This is a genomic window from Ruegeria sp. HKCCD7221, assembly GCF_013031225.1.
In the GTDB taxonomy this organism is placed as follows: Bacteria; Pseudomonadota; Alphaproteobacteria; order Rhodobacterales; family Rhodobacteraceae; genus Ruegeria.
Map to the genome: position 1 here is coordinate 162,579 of NZ_WPZE01000006.1, position 15,560 is coordinate 178,138.

Sequence of the window (15,560 nt, forward strand, 5' to 3'; positions counted from 1 at the left end):
CCTGTTGAAATCGCATGATAAAACGGAACTATCAAGATCAGACCCCCACCGATGAGAGGTGAGATGAGCGACGATCCTTACTCCGTCCTTGGTGTTGCGAAAGACGCCACCGCTGCCGAAATCAAGAAAGCCTATCGGCGTATCGCCAAGGAATGTCACCCAGACCTGAAACCCGGCGACGCCGAGGCAGAGGCCAAGTTCAAAGCTGCCGCTGCTGCCTATGACCTGCTGAAAGATCCCGACACACGCGCGCGATACGACAATGGCGAGATTGACGCCTCGGGTCAGGAACGCGCCCAGCAGCAATATTACCGCGACTATGCCGAGGCTGCTGGAAACCCCTATCGCGGGCGGGCTGCGGACCCGGACGATATGTCCGACATCTTTGCCGAGTTCATGCGGGGGCGCGGCGGCTTTGGCCAGCGCAGTCAGGACTTTCACGCGCCCGGCCACAATCGCGGCTACAGCCTGCAAATCAGCTTTCTGGATGCCGTGTTCGGGGCAAGTCAGAAGCTGACGCTGCCCGATGGCGACCGGATCGAAGTCAAAATTCCGGCAGGCATAACGGATGGCCAGACGATCCGTTTGCGCGGCAAAGGCGATCCCGGCTTTGGAGAAGGGCCGCCGGGTGATGCTCTGGTCACGGTTTCGGTCGCTCCGCATCCGGTCTTTGACCGTCAGGGGGACGATATCCACATCACTCTGCCCATCTCGATTGATGAGGCCATATTGGGTGGAAAAGTCCCTGCACCAACGATTGATGGTGGCGTCAATGTCAGCGTCCCTGCAGGAACCAGCAGCGGCAAGACGCTGCGGTTGCGTGGCAAGGGAGTCAAAAAACGCGGGTCATCTGAACGGGGCGACCAGTTGATCGAACTGACTGTTGCCCTGCCAGACGAGATAGATGCAGACCTGAAAACTTTCTTCGAAACATGGCGCGAAGCCCACAGCTATGACCCGCGCAAAGGAATGCCGTCATGACACGCACCCTGACCGAAGAGGAACTGATCACAACCGTTGCCCGGCTGACGTCGACCCGGCTGTCCGAATATCTCGCTGCCGAAATCGTCATCCCGGAGCAGACAAACCGGGGATTGGTATATCACACGCTGGATGTGGCGCGGCTGGAACTGGCCTGTGAATTGCACGAGCAGTACGACATGGAGGCTGACGCGCTGGCCATGATGATCTCGTTGATTGACCAGATGCACGGGTTGCGTGCTGAACTGCGCGAGGTTCTGAGCGCGGTCCAAGCCCAGCCCGACCCCGTGCGGCAAACCCTGATCGAAGTAATCGGCGCGGCGCGGTTCGGCCCCAGGTGACTGGTCAGTTACCGACCACGTATTCCTCGGGCACGAAAAAGGTATAGTCACGATCCGCGACGGCCTCATGACAATCGTGGCAATAGGCGACGTTGTCCGCGCGATCCCCCATGGTGTCGCCAAACAGGGACCCGTCCGGCATGACCATGATATAGCGCCAGTCAGCCGTTTCCGGACTGGTGCCTTCGGCCAGTTTTTCCATGACGAACAACGCACCGGGATGGGTGTTTCCTTCGTCCGTCACGGTCATGCTGTCCTTGGCCAGCACCGACCCGATCGGCAGTTTTTCACCTTCCTGCAAAGTCCCATAATTGTGCGCCATACGGTTTGCATAGCTGTTCACGAACCGCTGCCCATGCGTCGCTGATATATAGGGCGCGTCATTGAACAGAGGCCAGTTCTGGTAATTTCTCAACTGTTCAAACTGCGCTGCCGCATATCCTTGCGCCATTCGCCTTTGCAATGATGTGTAGATTTGCAGCGCTTCTTCCTTTGACAACTCTGCCGGGTTTTCAATCGCCAGATGCGCATCCTCCCCCCCGGACTGAGCCAGCGCCTGACCCGCATCAACAATTGCAAGTGAAAGTGCGGAAATTAAACAAAGTCTTAGTGCTATCAAACGAGAAAACATACTGATCGCCCAAATGGTCAATTCGTTCAGTTGAAAGCCGCGTGCCGTGCAAGAGCAACAATAGCGCTCTTGAACAATCGCGCCATGTCCGGGTGCCTACCTTCACCGCTTTGTGTGCTTGAGTGAAGGCAAATGCCGAGTCTAGATCAGACAAATATATCAAACTACGCATGCAATAGACAGCGTTTGACGCAGAAAATCTGGCAGAGGATGGCGTAAATTTAGGGCTTAGTTCCCGTCCAGGCCCGCTTCTGCTGCGATCTGCTTGCGGGATTTTCTGGCGCGTTCGGTGGCCGATTTCAACTGGCCGCAGGCCGCCATGATGTCTTCACCGCGCGTTTTCCGTATCGGCGACGCGTATCCCGCCTGATAGATGATGTTCGCAAAGGCCCGGATGCGGTTGTTCGAGCTGCGTTTGTAGGGCGCACCGGGCCATTCGTTAAAGGGGATCAGATTTATCTTGGCCGGGATTTTGTGGCGCTTGATATGGTCGATCAGACGATGCGCGTCATCATCACTGTCATTCACGCCATCCAGCATCACATATTCGAACGTGATCCGTTCAGAATTCGACGCATTGGGATAGCTGGCCAAAGCGCCCAGCAATTCCTCAATGTTCCAGCGCTTGTTGATGGGCACCAGTACGTCGCGCGTCTCGTCCGTGGTGGCGTGGAACGAGATCGCCAGCAGGCATCCGATTTCTTCGGCAGTGCGCGCAATCTCAGGCACAACGCCCGAGGTCGACAATGTGATCCGGCGACGTGACAGAGAAATGCCTTCGGGGTCCATGGCGATCTTCATCGCGTCGCGGACATTTTCGAAATTGTAGAGCGGTTCACCCATGCCCATCAGAACGATGTTCGACAGCAGGCGTGTTTCATCCTTGGGCGCGCCGGGGGTGGGCCATTCGTCCAGATCGTCGCGCGCCATCATCACCTGACCGACGATTTCCGCAGCGGTCAGGTTGCGCACCAGTTTCTGCGTGCCAGTGTGGCAGAAGGAACAGGTCAGCGTGCATCCGACCTGAGATGAGATACACAGCGTGCCGCGATCTTCCTCGGGGATATAGACAACCTCGACCTCATGCCCACCGGCGATGCGGCACAGGTATTTGCGGGTGCCGTCTTCGGACACCTGACGGGTCACGACCTCGGGGATTTCGATGACGAAATGCTCGGCCAGTTGGGCGCGATACGCTTTGGCAAGGTTTGTCATCTCGGCGAAATCGCGCTTGCCCCACTGGTAAATCCACTGCCAGATCTGACCGGTGCGCATCTTGGCCTGCTTTTCCGGCGTGCCATGGTCGATCAGCGCCGCGCGCAACTGGTCACGGGTCAGCCCGACAAGGTTCACTTTCCCCTCGGGCAATTTGCGGGGGATCGTCATGACGTCTTGAGTGATCGGCGCTTTGGGCGACATGGGCTATCTCGGCAGATTCTGGCTTGGGATGCGCCTCTATATAGGACCCAGCGCAAAGATCAAAAGGAATCGTACAGATCAATTTGCAAGACGCAGCAGTTCGTCCACGCGCACCCGGCCAAGCTCAACGCGGCAAGAGGTGATGCCGATGCCTGTCCCCGACCCGCCCCCATACGATGCACCCACTGCTTCGCACTGCGCGTCCCTGTATCTTATCCACGCATCTTGCGACGCTTCCAAGGCTGGCTGGACGACAACGCGTTGCGTCACGTCGTCCAGTTCTTTCGCGGACTGCATCGCAATGGCATAACTTGTCTCCAGTGCCAGTTCGACGCGCTGTTCCATGTCGCCGACACATGTTCCGATTTCGACCTGGGAACTAGCGTCCCCACACTCCAAAGCAGGATCCGCCGCTGCGGAGGACGAAAGCAACAAGACGAAAAAAGCAAAACGCATGACCAACCCCCTGAAATCACTGGTGCGGCAATTGCTATAATAGCACGCAATCGGCAGCGACCCCAAACGCGTGTTGGCCGCATCAGCAGGGCTTATGCGGCCGATGCCCTAAGGTTTGTTCGGACTGAGTTGTGCCGCCGAAAGAAGCTCAGACCCCGGCAGGCAGGATATCACAGTCCGAGGCGTCCAATGTTTTCACCGGATCATCCGGGCCGCATTGGTCCCCGGTTGCTGGGTAGGTATCTGCTTCTTTTTCACACGCACCAAGAAACACGGTGGCTGCCATCAACAACGCAGAAAGGGATTTGTTCAGCATCTGCAGGTTCTTTCATCATTACTGAACCGATGAGTTCAGAAAATGAGGCCCCTCGCTTTGATACGGATCAAATTGACGGTCAACACCCGGCATAAGAGAACCCAGCTAAATGACGGGGCGATCTGGCGAACAAACCTATTGGTTGGTGCAGCGCTTTTCTGCGTCTTCAATCGCAGCCGTGAACCCCAGCAACGAGAACGTGTCCTTGGTCTGCGTGCCACGCTCGGACCGGGCCGTCAGGACAGCTTCGGTGCCGCGCTTCATAGCTGCAACCACTTTGAGGTCTTCGCCTTCAGTTGCGGGCCATGCCCATTCGCCTTCGGTGATCAGCTCGAACTTGGTGCCGTCAACGTCCAGGTTAACAGTTGAACCGGCTGCAAAGGGATAGCCGCCGGTGAACGTGACTTGACCCTTCACTTCGGCGTTGGGGCGGTAAAAGACGAACAACAGAATGTCGCTGCGGCGGACCGACACAACACGCCCACCGCGTGTGTTTACCGTTTCTTTCGGGGCGGATACGCTCCAGCATTCCGTGGGATCATCCTCGACGAACACGCTCCAGTCAGTTTTGGCTGCAACGCGATTTGTGCTGGTCGCCTGCTGAGCGGTTGCTGTTGTAGCCATCCCTGCCGCGCAAAGACCCGCGATCACGCGGACAAGCTTTGATCCCATTGTCCAGCCTCCTAGCTCGACCTAATACCTCATACCCACCGAACATGCCTGCGAACCCTGCCTGGTTCGTCTGTGAGTTGCGTAATCCGGTGATTGCCGACATACACACACTAACGCAGGTTTCGCCACAGGCGAAAGGGCGATTGGCAGAATTTTGCGCATGTTACGGAGGGTTCAGATGACGCAGCCGGTACCAATGACAGAACTGTGGCGCGGCCCCTTGCTGGAAAGCCTGCATCTGGGCCACGCGGTGATCTGCGATGACAGCGGCCAGATCGTGCAAAGCTGGGGCGATCCCGACGCGGTGATCTATCCGAGATCCTCGGCCAAGATGATCCAGGGGCTTCCGCTGATTACATCCGGGGCGGCGGCGAAATACGGGCTGAATTCGGAACATCTGGCACTGGCCTGCGCGTCCCACAGCGGGGCGCACATCCACACGGATCGGGTGTCGGCCTGGCTAGATCATTTGGGCCTGACGGAACACGATCTGCGCTGCGGCCCGCAAGAACCGCAAGACATGGCGGCACGCGACGGCTTGATACTGGCGGATGACACACCCTGCCAGGTTCACAACAACTGCTCTGGCAAGCATTGCGGGTTCCTGACCGTGGCCCAGCATATGGGGGCTGGGCCAGAATACCTTGAGATCGACCACCCCGTGCAACAAGCCTGCCTGTCAGCCATCGAAGAAACAACCGGCGAGACCAGCCCGGCCTATGGGATCGACGGTTGCTCGGCCCCCAACTTTGCAACCTCGCTGGCTGGGTTGGCGCGGTCGATGGCATGGTTTGCCAGCGCCGCGGACCGGTCCGATCGCGCCAGCGATGCTGCGGCGCAACTGACGGCTGCGATGATCAAACATCCTGAACTGGTTGCCGGGGAAAGCCGCGCCTGCACCGAATTAATGCGCGCCATGGGTGGCCGTGCAGCTATCAAAACCGGGGCTGAGGCCGTTTTTGTTGCAATACTCCCGGAGAAACGCATGGGGGTCGCGCTGAAGATCACCGACGGCACCACGCGGGCAAGCGAATGTGCCATTGCCGCCATTCTGGTCAGCCTTGGTGTGCTGGAGGCCGATCACCCGGCCACCCGTAAGTTCATGAACGCCATACAATACAGCCGTCGTGGTCTGGAATGCGGGCTAATACGCCCAGCGCCGGGTTTCCCCGGCTAGGCGTTACATCTCGATCTCGTGTACCTCGGCCACCTCGACCGAGCCTGAACCGTTCACCACCATCGGGCAGCCCTTGGCCATCTCGGTTGCGGCATCCATGCTATCGGCCTTGATGACAGTAAAGCCCGAGGCCGGGTTTGCGCCGCCATTGTCAACCACACCACTGGAGCTGACCGTATAGGACTGACCAACCGGGTTTCCGGGGATTTCAAGCGCCGCGCCCATATTCTGGAACCAAGCGCCCCAGGCGGCCATGGTCGCTTCGATCTCGGCCGGGTCGGTCGGAGTATGACCACCGTGATAAACAAAAAGAAATTGCGGCATTCTTTCCTCCCTACTGAAATCTAATTCAACTGCGCAGCAAGCTTGTTGAGCGTCGAGGTCCAGCCTTTTTCATGGTTGGCTGCGATATCGTCGTCACCCAGTTCGCGGTGATCAATGATCAACCGTGCGCCTTGGCCAGCGGCTTCAACGAATAGCGTCACGTGACTTTCCGCGCCGCGCCGATCCTGATCGTCATGCCAGCCCCACGTAAACCCAACGGATTTGGGCGGATCAACGTGTGTGACCTGCCCCGATACCTTGAACCGCTGGCCCTCTGCGTTCTGCATCACCGAGTACCACGGGCCAAGGCGTGAAAAATCCAGATTGTGTTCGGGCACATGCACGCCTTCCGGCCCCCACCACAGCAACAGCTTTTCTGCATTGCTGATCCAGGCAAACAGGTCCTTGGGGTCTATCGGGAACTCTCGCTCCAGTTTCAGGTCGGCCATGACTGCTCCTTTTCGATAGCGTCGCCCAGACGATCAAGGCTGCTTTCCCAGAATTGCCGTTTCGAGATGGTCCATTCAGCAACAGCCCGCAGCCCTTCGGCCCGGATGGAATACATGCGCTGCGTCCCATGCACACGCTGCTGAACCAGACCCGCCTCACGCAGCACCTTCAAATGCCGCGAGATCGCAGCACCGGACATGCCGCGCCCTTCGATCAGGTCACCGGCAGGCAGTTCTCCGTCTTGCATTAACTGTTCGACGATCGAAAACCGGGTGGCATCGGACAATGCGGAAAAAGCGGTCAGAAGTGTGTTCATAACCGATTATTAACATTTTTGTTAAATTTAGAAAAGCCCAGATATCACGCACAGACAAAATCGGACCGAGCGTATCCTTGCACGTATAGCAGAGCAGTCAAATCACCGTGGTTGACCCGAACATCGCATTTCTCGGCGACTGAGGGCTTGGCATGCAGCGCGACACCCGTTCCAGCGCGGCCCAGCATCCCAAGATCATTTGCACCGTCGCCCACGGCAATCACGTCCTCCTCAGACAAACCCAGCCGCGCCGTGATCTGCTCCAGGGCGTCTACCTTGGCCTGCCGTCCCAGAATTGGATGCTGAACGTCGCCTGTCAGTTTGCTGTTCTCGGCCAGCAGGGTGTTGGCCCGGTTTTCATCGAAGCCCAAAACCTCTCCGACTTTTGCTGTGAAGGCCGTAAACCCGCCTGAAACAAGCGCTGCGTATCCGCCGGTTGCACGCATGGTCGCGACCAGTTCCTGACCGCCGGGCATCAGGGTAATCCGTTCGGCCAGCACTTTGGCGATCACGGCCTCGTCCAGACCTTTCAAAAGACCGACGCGTTCAGTCAGCGCGCCTTCGAAATCCAGATCACCGTTCATCGCGCGGGCGGTGATATCCTTGACACGGTCGCCGACGCCCGCTTCGTCCGCCAGCTCGTCGATACATTCTTGCTGGATCATGGTGCTGTCCATATCGGCCAGCAGCATCTTTTTTCGCCGTCCTTCGGTGGGCTGCACGATCAGATCAACACCCATCTTCTGCAAATCCGCCCAGACGTCCCATTGATTGTCGGGGACTTGAGATACCGAAAACTCGGCCGCCTCGTCCGGGCTGAGCCAAACGATGTCGCCCCCGCCCCACGCATTGCGCAACGAGTCCACCAGTGTCTGGTTCAGCGTCGGCGCGTCGGGGTTGGTGATCAGTGTGGCAACGTACATCTTCGGTCTCCTGCAAGCTGCCCTGCGCATATCGCAGGTGCAGCATTTTCGCCAGAGACAGATTGATGCGGCCTAGCCCAGAATTCCCGGCAACCGCAAACCATGGTCGCGTGCGCAATCCTTTGCGATGTCATAGCCCGCATCCGCATGTCGCCACACACCCGAGGCCGGGTCGTTCCACAACACGCGCTCCAACCGCCGTGCTGCATCCTCGGTCCCGTCGGCGCAGATCACCACGCCAGCGTGCTGACTGAAGCCCATGCCAACACCGCCGCCATGGTGCAGCGATACCCATGTCGCGCCACTGGCCGTGTTGATCAACGCATTCAGCAAAGGCCAGTCACTTACCGCGTCGGATCCATCCAGCATCGCTTCGGTTTCGCGGTTGGGGCTGGCGACCGAGCCGCTGTCCAGGTGGTCGCGTCCGATCACGACCGGGGCTTTCAACTCACCACTCGCCACCATTTCGTTGAAGGCCAACCCAGCGCGGTGCCGATCGCCCAGCCCGATCCAGCAGATACGGGCAGGCAGGCCCTGAAATGCGATCCGATCTCGGGCCATGTCCAGCCAACGATGGAGGTGCTCATTCTCGGGGAATAGTTCCTTCATCTTAGCGTCGGTCTTGTAGATATCCTCGGGGTCACCGGACAGCGCGCACCAGCGGAACGGACCGATCCCTTTGCAGAACAGCGGTCGGATATAGGCAGGAACGAAACCGGGAAAGGCGAAGGCGTTCTCCAGCCCTTGATCCTGCGCCACCTGTCGGATGTTGTTGCCATAGTCCAGCGTCGGCACGCCTGCGTTCCAGAAATCGACCATCGCCGCAACGTGTTGTTTCATCGAGGCGCACGCGGCCTTTTCAACCGCTTTAGGGTCTGTTTCGCGTTTGTCGCGCCATTCGGCCATCGACCATCCCACGGGCAGATAGCCGTTGATCGGGTCATGTGCACTGGTCTGGTCAGTAACGATGTCAGGGCGCATCCCACCGTCGGCCATACGGCGGTAAATCTCGGGGAAAACCTCGGCAGCATTGCCCAGCAAACCAACCGATTTCGCCTCTCCCGCTTTAGTCCAGCGGTCGATCATCGCCAACGCCTCTTCCAGAGTTTCGGCCTTTTCGTCCAGATATTTTGTCCGCAGGCGGAAATCGATGCTGTCGGGATTGCACTCGACCGCCAAACAACAGGCCCCGGCGAAAACAGCCGCCAAAGGCTGCGCGCCGCCCATGCCGCCCAGACCGCCGGTCAGAATCCATCGGCCCGTCAGGTCGCCGCCATAGTGCTGGCGCCCAGCCTCGGCAAAGGTTTCATAGGTGCCCTGAACGATGCCCTGCGTGCCGATATAGATCCACGACCCCGCAGTCATCTGGCCGTACATCATCAAGCCCTTCTTATCGAGCTCGTTGAAATGGTCCCATGTCGCCCAATGCGGCACGATGTTGGAATTAGCGATCAAGACGCGCGGCGCATCCTTGTGCGTGCGGATAATGGCCACAGGTTTACCAGACTGGACGATCAGGGTCTCGTCCACCTCCAGATCCTTTAGACCAGCCACGATCCTGTCGAAATCCTTCCACGTGCGCGCCGCGCGTCCGATACCGCCATAAACCACCAACTCATGCGGGTTTTCGGCCACGTCCGGGTGCAGGTTGTTCATCAGCATCCGCAGCGGAGCCTCGGTCACCCAGCTTTTGGCATTCAACTCGGGGCCGGTCGGCGGATAGACATCGCGGGTGTTTTTACGCGGATCGCTCATGTGTGGGCTCCTGTGTTGGTGAGTTCGCCTGAAAGCGCCAGTTCGTTTAAACGGGACAACATATTGCGCAGATGAGGTCGCAGGGCTGCGGCGCGGTCATCCCGCCACGTCCACGGGGGTGTTTCGTCCATATAGGCCCGCTGTGCGATTTCCATCTGGATCGCGTGGATACCCTCGGACGGGCGGCCGTAATGGCGCGTCGTCCATCCCCCCCGGAAGCGACCGTTCAGAACGGATGAAAACCCGTCCGCCTCAGTAGCGACGTGATGCACAGCCTGCTCAACAGCGGGATGACAGCTCTGGCCGACATTTGTGCCTGTATTGAACACCGGCAATTCGCCTTCAAACAGATAAGGGATCACCGACCGGATCGAGTGGCAATCGAACAGGATTGCAACACCGTGGCGATCGCGGACCCGTTCCAACTCTTGCCGCAAAGCATCGTGATAGGGTGCGTGAAACGCCAGCCGCCGGCTTTCCGTTTCGTCCGCCGAAGGAGTCTGACCCTCGGCCCAGATCGGGTGCCCGTCAAAATCTGTCAACGGGACAAGCGTCGTCGTGTTTTGCCCGGGATACAGCGACGCCCCATCCGGTGCGCGATTGGCATCAACGACGTAGCGATGGATGTTGGATTGAACGACGGAAACCCCGTCAAAAAGGCCATCATAGAGCCTGTTTATGTGCCAGTCGGTATCGCTAAGCCCACGGCCGGTATCATTCAGGCGCGCCGCGATATCGGCGGGTACAAATGTCCCGCCATGAGGTTGCCCCAGCACGATCGGCCCGTCGCCCTTTAGGACGTTGACCACTTGCATCAGTTCAGCCCCGGCATTGGGGTGCCTACCGCGCGCAGGATATCCCCACCTGCAACCAGCTTTTTCGCAGCTTCAAGGTCCGGGGCAAGATAGCGATCATCCTTTAGCGGGTCGATGTCCGCGCGCAGACGCTTGATGACCTGCTGCAACGGCACGCTGGTCCTCAGCGGAGCGCGAAATTCCACACCCTGAGCAGCGCACAGCAATTCGACCCCCAGAATATAGCTTAGGTTGTCCACCATCCGCATCAGACGCCGCGCCCCGTGTGCAGCCATCGAGACGTGGTCTTCTTGGTTGGCAGATGTTGGAGTGCTGTCTGTCACGCAAGGGTTCGCCAGATGCTTGTTTTCGCTCATCAACGCGGCTGTGGTGACTTCGGCGATCATAAGGCCCGAGTTCAATCCCGGCTCGGGCGTCAGGAAGGGCGGCAGGTCAAAGCTGAGCGCAGGGTCAACCATCAAAGCAATACGGCGCTGCGCAATCGCGCCGATTTCTGACAGGGCCAGTGCGATCATATCCGCCGCAAATCCCACGGGTTCGGCATGGAAATTCCCACCTGACAGAATTGCGTCCTCAAGCACCAACGGATTATCCGTGGCGGCGTTGGCCTCAATCCCCAGCGTGGTCGCCGCCTGACGCATGACATCCATCGCCGCGCCCGTGACCTGTGGCTGGCACCGGATGCAATACGGGTCCTGCACGCGGGTGTCCCCGTCACGATGGCTCTCACGGATTTCGGACCCGGCGAGAATGGATCGCATGGCACCCGCGGCTTCGGTTTGCCCACGATGACCGCGCAGGGCGTGAATCTCGGGCCGCAGAGGGGCGGTAGATCCCATTATCGCGTCCGTCGAAAGCGCTGAAATGGTCAAAGCGTTCTGGGCTGCACGCCAGGCTTCGAACAATCCGGCCAGCGCGTATGCGGTTGAGAATTGGGTGCCGTTAATAAAGGCCAACCCTTCTTTCGGTCCAAGCTCAACAGGCTCTAACCCGACCGAATTCAGCGCTTCGCGCCCGGGTAATAGGCTGCCGTCTACGTCGGCCTCTCCCTCTCCGATGAACACGGCTGTCATATGCGCCAGCGGTGCAAGATCGCCAGAAGCGCCTACAGACCCCTGCGCAGGCACAACCGGAGTAACCTCGCGCTCTAGCATATTTTGCAACAGCTCGATCAAGTCCCAACGCACACCCGACGCTCCGCGCCCGAACGAGATCAGTTTAAGCGTCATCATAAGCCGGGTAATGCGGCGGGGCACAGCAGACCCGACGCCACAGCAATGGCTGAGGATCAGGTTACGCTGCAGCTTGGCGGTGTCATCCGCCTTGATCTTATGGCTGGCCAGCTTGCCAAAGCCGGTATTGACGCCATAAACGGCTGCTTCTCCTGCGGCGGCCTCACGAACACGTGCCGCTGCCGCATCGACTGCTGGCCTGCACCCGTCTTCCAGAAAAGCCGAAGCCTGCGTCCAATAGACCTCCGCAAGATCAGACAGCGAAACCTGTCCCGGCACCAAAGCGTAGCGCGTCATGCCTGACCTCCGAATATGCGCGTATGCAGGGGGTTGAATCCAATCCGGTACGGCAACTCTGCCGGATGTTGAACATCCCACACTGCCAGATCAGCGCGCTGACCAACAGCGATCGTGCCGGTATCCCGAAGCCCAAGCGCGCGGGCCGCATTCCGGGTGACCCCGGCCAATACTTCTTCGGGGGTCAGGCGGAACAGTGTGCAGGTCATGTTCATCGTCAGCAAAATGGAGGCCAACGGGGACGACCCCGGATTGCAATCCGTCGCCAGCGCGATAGGTACATGACTGTCTCTTAGCATCTGCACCGGAGGAGCCTGCGTTTCTCGCAAGGTGTAGAACGCCCCCGGCAAAAGCACCGCTACGGTGCCCGCTTCCGCGATTGCCGATACGCCATCCGCGTCCAGATACTCGATATGATCAGCGGACAAAGCCCCGTATCTGGCCGCCAGTTTTGCGCCGCCAAGATTTGAAAGCTGTTCGGCATGCAGTTTAACGGGCAACCCAAGGTGCTTGGCTTCGTCAAAAACAACGGTGATCTGGTCTGGCGAAAAGGCTATTCCTTCACAAAAGCCGTCTACCGCATCCACCAACCCCTCGGCCTGAGCCGCGCGCAGGGTTGGAAGGCAAACGTCATACAGATAGTCGTCTGGCCGGCCCGCATAGTCAGGTGGCACAGCATGTGCGCCCAAAAAGCTTGTTCTGACCCGAACCCGGCGAGCCTGCCCGATCTGACGCGCCACGCGCAGCATTTTCAGTTCGGTTTCAGTATCCAACCCATAACCGGATTTGATTTCGATGCAGGTGACACCTTCGGCCATCAATGCATCCACGCGCGTCAGGGCATCGGTCAATAGCTCTGCTTCGCTGGCCTGTCGTGTCGCCGTGACCGTCGAAAGGATTCCGCCCCCCGCGCGCGCAATCTGTTCGTATGAGGCACCGTTCAGCCGCATCTCGAACTCTGCTGCCCGATTGCCCCCGAATACAATATGCGTGTGGGCGTCAATCAGGGCCGGTGTCATCAATCTGTCCCCAAAATCCGTGCTTGGCCACGCCTTATATTGCTGGGGCAAGGTTAACTTGGGGCCGACCCACGCAATTCTCTCACCTTCGACCGCAACCGCCATGTCCCGGCCCAAACCGTATGACTCAGACCCCGGCATCATCGTCGCCACCTGAGAACAGAAAAGGACCGATTGTGCCGCCATGACGATTCCTTGGGGTTCCCGTTGCAATTTGCTATTTCGTATATGTATAAATATTTAAAGTCTACACAAATTGGAATGCCTATGTCGGTCCATGCCAAAACTGCCTTATTAGGCTCTGATTGGGTCCACGACCTTTGGGTCAAGGTCGAGAATGGCCGGATAACGCAGCTACAAACCGGGGTCGCGGCCAAACCGGATGACGTGCGCGTCGATGTTCTGTTGCCAGCCTTAGCAAACCTGCACAGCCACGCCTTCCAAAGGGCCATGGCAGGCATGACCGAAGTGCGCGCAGCCGGACGCGAAAGCTTTTGGACGTGGCGCACCCTGATGTACCGCTTTCTGGACAGGCTAACCCCGGAACAGATTCAAGCCATTGCAGCATTGGTCTACATGGAGATGCAGGAGGCCGGATACGCGTCGGTGGGTGAATTTCACTATGTCCACAACCAACCCGGTGGGCAGCCTTACGACACGCCTTCTGAACTCAGTCAGCGCATCTATTCCGCCGCAAGTCAGACCGGCATCGGATTGACACATCTGCCGGTGCTCTACACCTATGGTGGCGTGCGGCAGGAGCCTTTGACCGGCGGGCAATTGCGATTTGGCACCTCGACCAATCAGTTTCTGAAACTGGTTGAAGACTGCCAAAAGGCCCTACCCCATGCGGATTCTGTAATCGGGGTCGCACCCCACTCACTGCGTGCAACCACAGTGCAGGACATTCGGGCCGTACTCGACGAACGACCAACCGGTCCTGTTCACATGCACATCGCCGAGCAGGTGCAGGAAGTCTCCGCCGTCGAAGCCGCCCTTGGTGACCGTCCAGTAAGCTGGCTGCTCAGCAACTTTGACGTGGATAGTCGCTGGTGCCTGATCCATGCCACGCACATGACCGACGAGGAAACACAGCGGCTGGCACGATCCGAGGCCGTGGCAGGGCTGTGCCCAATCACCGAAGCCAACCTTGGGGACGGTATCTTCAACGGGGCGGAGTACATCAGCAATCGTGGGCGGTTCGGGATCGGATCAGACTCAAACATCCGAATCTCACTGTCCGAAGAGCTTCGGATGCTGGAGTATTCGCAACGCCTCCGTGACCGGGCGCGCACCATTATGGTTTCGCCAGAAGGGTCGGTTGGCCACGCCCTTTACACAGGTGCGGCCTGCGGTGGCGCTCAGGCGCTGGCACGTGAGGGAGGGGAAATTGCCGTAGGCAAGTTAGCAGACCTTGTTGCCATCGACCAATCGCACCCGACGCTGTGTGCCTTGCGCGACGATCAAGTGCTGGACGGCCTGTGTTTTGCTGCCCCCGATGGGCTGGTGACAGATCTGTGGTCGGCAGGGCGCCATATGGTGCGGCAAGGGCGGCACATTCATCGCGATCAGATCATCCCTGCGTACCGGGAAGCGATTGCTGAACTGCTGAGTGAACTCTAAGACAAGGTACCAAACCCGAGGCCACATGACCCAATCCACCGAAAACACCAGCTACAAAGACATCAAGAAAACCGTTCTGGCACGTATTCGGTCCGGTGATTGGCAGCCGGACTCGCTGCTGCCGAATGAATCGGAACTTGCCACCGAGTTTTCGTGCACCCGTACCACCGTCAACCGGGCGCTGAGGGAACTGGCCGAGGAAGGATATCTGGAACGTCGCCGCAAGGCCGGAACGCGGGTCCTGAGCGCACCGCAACGTCAGGCGCGTTTCACCATCCCCATGGTCCGGGACGAGGTTGAGGCGTTAGGCGGAACCTATCGCTATGCGCTTGTATCCTGCGATCAAAAAACAGCCCCCGACTGGCTGGCCGCTCGGCTCGCCTTATCGCCGGGTCGGGACGTCATGCATGTGCGCTGCATGCACTATTCGGGCAACACCCCATTTCAGTACGAGGACCGCTGGATCGTTACCGACAGCGTACCGCAAGTGAAGCAGGCGAATTTTTCGGAGATCGGCCCGAATGAATGGCTGATCCAGACCGTGCCTTTCACCAATGTGGAACTGACCTTTCTGGCCAGTCGCGCCGATGTAGCACTGGCTGATTTTCTGGATGTCGCAGAAGGTGAGCCGGTTTTTACAGGTGAACGCATCACGTGGCTTGAGGGGCGGCCGGTTACCTTTGCCAAGATGTATTTTGCCGCCGGGTACCGCATGACCACTCAGTTCTGAGCGGATCAGGGTTTTCGCAATTTTGACTTTACCGCCCCTGCAATCCAAGCCAGATTCAGAACCGGATATTCCGGCATAAGGGA

General features: G+C 58.6%; 18 protein-coding genes. 5 read left to right on the forward strand and 13 right to left on the reverse strand.

Annotation, left to right across the window (positions count from 1 at the left end):
* The first annotated feature begins 63 nt into the window (after positions 1-63).
* Together GOX73_RS15390 and GOX73_RS15395 are read left to right on the forward strand one after the other, a co-directional pair.
* The gene (locus tag GOX73_RS15390) at positions 64-981 is read left to right on the forward strand and encodes a DnaJ C-terminal domain-containing protein (RefSeq protein ID WP_171126402.1); all 918 of its coding nucleotides are present in this window, start codon (positions 64-66) and stop codon (positions 979-981) included.
* Positions 978-1,322 (forward strand): hypothetical protein, encoded by a 345-nt coding sequence (locus tag GOX73_RS15395; protein ID WP_171126403.1) that lies wholly within the window; start codon positions 978-980, stop codon positions 1,320-1,322. The genes GOX73_RS15390 and GOX73_RS15395 overlap by 4 nt, the downstream gene beginning before the upstream one ends.
* Before the next feature lie 4 nt (positions 1,323-1,326).
* Here GOX73_RS15395 and GOX73_RS15400 read toward each other — a convergent pair whose 3' ends face one another.
* The 5 genes from GOX73_RS15400 to GOX73_RS15420 form a co-directional block, all read right to left on the reverse strand.
* The gene (locus GOX73_RS15400) at positions 1,327-1,953 is read right to left on the reverse strand and encodes a cytochrome P460 family protein (RefSeq protein WP_171126404.1); all 627 of its coding nucleotides are present in this window, start codon (positions 1,951-1,953) and stop codon (positions 1,327-1,329) included.
* Between the two features lie 228 nt (positions 1,954-2,181).
* The gene (gene rlmN / locus GOX73_RS15405; RefSeq protein WP_171126405.1) at positions 2,182-3,372 is read right to left on the reverse strand and encodes a 23S rRNA (adenine(2503)-C(2))-methyltransferase RlmN; all 1,191 of its coding nucleotides are present in this window, start codon (positions 3,370-3,372) and stop codon (positions 2,182-2,184) included.
* 78 nt (positions 3,373-3,450) lie between these two features.
* On the reverse strand, positions 3,451-3,828 hold the full coding sequence (locus GOX73_RS15410) for a lysozyme inhibitor LprI family protein (protein ID WP_171126406.1): 378 nt from the start codon (positions 3,826-3,828) through the stop codon (positions 3,451-3,453).
* 148 nt (positions 3,829-3,976) lie between these two features.
* Positions 3,977-4,144, reverse strand: a complete 168-nt coding sequence (locus GOX73_RS15415; RefSeq protein WP_171126407.1) for a hypothetical protein — start codon at positions 4,142-4,144, stop codon at positions 3,977-3,979.
* Positions 4,145-4,279: 135 nt separating this feature from the next.
* Positions 4,280-4,816, reverse strand: coding sequence for an invasion associated locus B family protein (locus tag GOX73_RS15420; RefSeq protein ID WP_171126408.1), 537 nt, complete (start codon positions 4,814-4,816; stop codon positions 4,280-4,282).
* A gap of 178 nt (positions 4,817-4,994) precedes the next feature.
* Between GOX73_RS15420 and GOX73_RS15425 the strand changes: the two genes are divergently transcribed.
* Entirely contained in the window at positions 4,995-5,993 is a 999-nt protein-coding gene (locus tag GOX73_RS15425; RefSeq protein ID WP_171126409.1) for an asparaginase, read from the forward strand.
* A gap of 3 nt (positions 5,994-5,996) precedes the next feature.
* Here GOX73_RS15425 and GOX73_RS15430 read toward each other — a convergent pair whose 3' ends face one another.
* The 8 genes from GOX73_RS15430 to hutI all read right to left on the reverse strand — a co-directional run bounded on the left by GOX73_RS15430 (position 5,997) and on the right by hutI (position 13,310).
* Positions 5,997-6,317, reverse strand: a complete 321-nt coding sequence (locus GOX73_RS15430; RefSeq protein ID WP_170388837.1) for a YciI family protein — start codon at positions 6,315-6,317, stop codon at positions 5,997-5,999.
* A gap of 20 nt (positions 6,318-6,337) precedes the next feature.
* The gene (locus GOX73_RS15435; RefSeq protein WP_171124575.1) at positions 6,338-6,766 is read right to left on the reverse strand and encodes an SRPBCC domain-containing protein; all 429 of its coding nucleotides are present in this window, start codon (positions 6,764-6,766) and stop codon (positions 6,338-6,340) included.
* The gene (locus GOX73_RS15440; RefSeq protein ID WP_170388839.1) at positions 6,754-7,083 is read right to left on the reverse strand and encodes a helix-turn-helix transcriptional regulator; all 330 of its coding nucleotides are present in this window, start codon (positions 7,081-7,083) and stop codon (positions 6,754-6,756) included. Before GOX73_RS15440 ends, GOX73_RS15435 begins: the two co-directional genes overlap by 13 nt.
* A 44-nt stretch (positions 7,084-7,127) precedes the next feature.
* Entirely contained in the window at positions 7,128-8,006 is an 879-nt protein-coding gene (gene serB / locus GOX73_RS15445) for a phosphoserine phosphatase SerB (RefSeq protein WP_171126410.1), read from the reverse strand.
* A 72-nt stretch (positions 8,007-8,078) separates the two neighbouring features.
* Entirely contained in the window at positions 8,079-9,761 is a 1,683-nt protein-coding gene (hutU, locus tag GOX73_RS15450) for a urocanate hydratase (RefSeq protein WP_171126411.1), read from the reverse strand.
* Positions 9,758-10,576: an N-formylglutamate deformylase gene (gene hutG, locus GOX73_RS15455; RefSeq protein ID WP_171126412.1), complete on the reverse strand. Its 819-nt coding sequence runs from the start codon at positions 10,574-10,576 to the stop codon at positions 9,758-9,760. The genes hutU and hutG overlap by 4 nt, the downstream gene beginning before the upstream one ends.
* A complete protein-coding gene (gene hutH, locus GOX73_RS15460) occupies positions 10,576-12,105 on the reverse strand; it encodes a histidine ammonia-lyase (RefSeq protein ID WP_171126413.1) in 1,530 nt (509 codons plus the stop codon). Before hutH ends, hutG begins: the two co-directional genes overlap by 1 nt.
* On the reverse strand, positions 12,102-13,310 hold the full coding sequence (gene hutI / locus GOX73_RS15465) for an imidazolonepropionase (protein WP_171134997.1): 1,209 nt from the start codon (positions 13,308-13,310) through the stop codon (positions 12,102-12,104). The genes hutH and hutI overlap by 4 nt, the downstream gene beginning before the upstream one ends.
* A gap of 81 nt (positions 13,311-13,391) precedes the next feature.
* Here hutI and GOX73_RS15470 point away from each other — a divergent pair, with 81 nt between their 5' ends.
* Both GOX73_RS15470 and GOX73_RS15475 read left to right on the forward strand, forming a co-directional pair.
* Positions 13,392-14,747, forward strand: coding sequence for a formimidoylglutamate deiminase (locus GOX73_RS15470; protein WP_171126415.1), 1,356 nt, complete (start codon positions 13,392-13,394; stop codon positions 14,745-14,747).
* A gap of 25 nt (positions 14,748-14,772) precedes the next feature.
* Positions 14,773-15,477 (forward strand): GntR family transcriptional regulator, encoded by a 705-nt coding sequence (locus GOX73_RS15475; RefSeq protein ID WP_171126416.1) that lies wholly within the window; start codon positions 14,773-14,775, stop codon positions 15,475-15,477.
* Positions 15,478-15,560: the final 83 nt, after the last annotated feature.

Excerpts from the sequence above, each read along its gene's own strand:
- GOX73_RS15425 (WP_171126409.1), top strand. The coding sequence starts at position 4,995 with ATGACGCAGCCGGTACCAATGACAGAACTGTGGCGCGGCCCCTTGCTG.
- hutU (WP_171126411.1), bottom strand. The coding sequence starts at position 9,761 with ATGAGCGATCCGCGTAAAAACACCCGCGATGTCTATCCGCCGACCGGC.
- hutH (WP_171126413.1), bottom strand. The coding sequence starts at position 12,105 with ATGACGCGCTACGCTTTGGTGCCGGGACAGGTTTCGCTGTCTGATCTT.
- GOX73_RS15390 (WP_171126402.1), top strand. The coding sequence starts at position 64 with ATGAGCGACGATCCTTACTCCGTCCTTGGTGTTGCGAAAGACGCCACC.
- GOX73_RS15435 (WP_171124575.1), bottom strand. The coding sequence starts at position 6,766 with ATGGCCGACCTGAAACTGGAGCGAGAGTTCCCGATAGACCCCAAGGAC.
- GOX73_RS15395 (WP_171126403.1), top strand. The coding sequence starts at position 978 with ATGACACGCACCCTGACCGAAGAGGAACTGATCACAACCGTTGCCCGG.
- GOX73_RS15400 (WP_171126404.1), bottom strand. The coding sequence starts at position 1,953 with ATGTTTTCTCGTTTGATAGCACTAAGACTTTGTTTAATTTCCGCACTT.
- GOX73_RS15440 (WP_170388839.1), bottom strand. The coding sequence starts at position 7,083 with ATGAACACACTTCTGACCGCTTTTTCCGCATTGTCCGATGCCACCCGG.
- GOX73_RS15420 (WP_171126408.1), bottom strand. The coding sequence starts at position 4,816 with ATGGGATCAAAGCTTGTCCGCGTGATCGCGGGTCTTTGCGCGGCAGGG.
- GOX73_RS15410 (WP_171126406.1), bottom strand. The coding sequence starts at position 3,828 with ATGCGTTTTGCTTTTTTCGTCTTGTTGCTTTCGTCCTCCGCAGCGGCG.
- GOX73_RS15470 (WP_171126415.1), top strand. The coding sequence starts at position 13,392 with ATGTCGGTCCATGCCAAAACTGCCTTATTAGGCTCTGATTGGGTCCAC.
- GOX73_RS15430 (WP_170388837.1), bottom strand. The coding sequence starts at position 6,317 with ATGCCGCAATTTCTTTTTGTTTATCACGGTGGTCATACTCCGACCGAC.
- rlmN (WP_171126405.1), bottom strand. The coding sequence starts at position 3,372 with ATGTCGCCCAAAGCGCCGATCACTCAAGACGTCATGACGATCCCCCGC.
- hutI (WP_171134997.1), bottom strand. The coding sequence starts at position 13,310 with ATGGCGGCACAATCGGTCCTTTTCTGTTCTCAGGTGGCGACGATGATG.
- GOX73_RS15475 (WP_171126416.1), top strand. The coding sequence starts at position 14,773 with ATGACCCAATCCACCGAAAACACCAGCTACAAAGACATCAAGAAAACC.
- hutG (WP_171126412.1), bottom strand. The coding sequence starts at position 10,576 with ATGCAAGTGGTCAACGTCCTAAAGGGCGACGGGCCGATCGTGCTGGGG.
- GOX73_RS15415 (WP_171126407.1), bottom strand. The coding sequence starts at position 4,144 with ATGCTGAACAAATCCCTTTCTGCGTTGTTGATGGCAGCCACCGTGTTT.
- serB (WP_171126410.1), bottom strand. The coding sequence starts at position 8,006 with ATGTACGTTGCCACACTGATCACCAACCCCGACGCGCCGACGCTGAAC.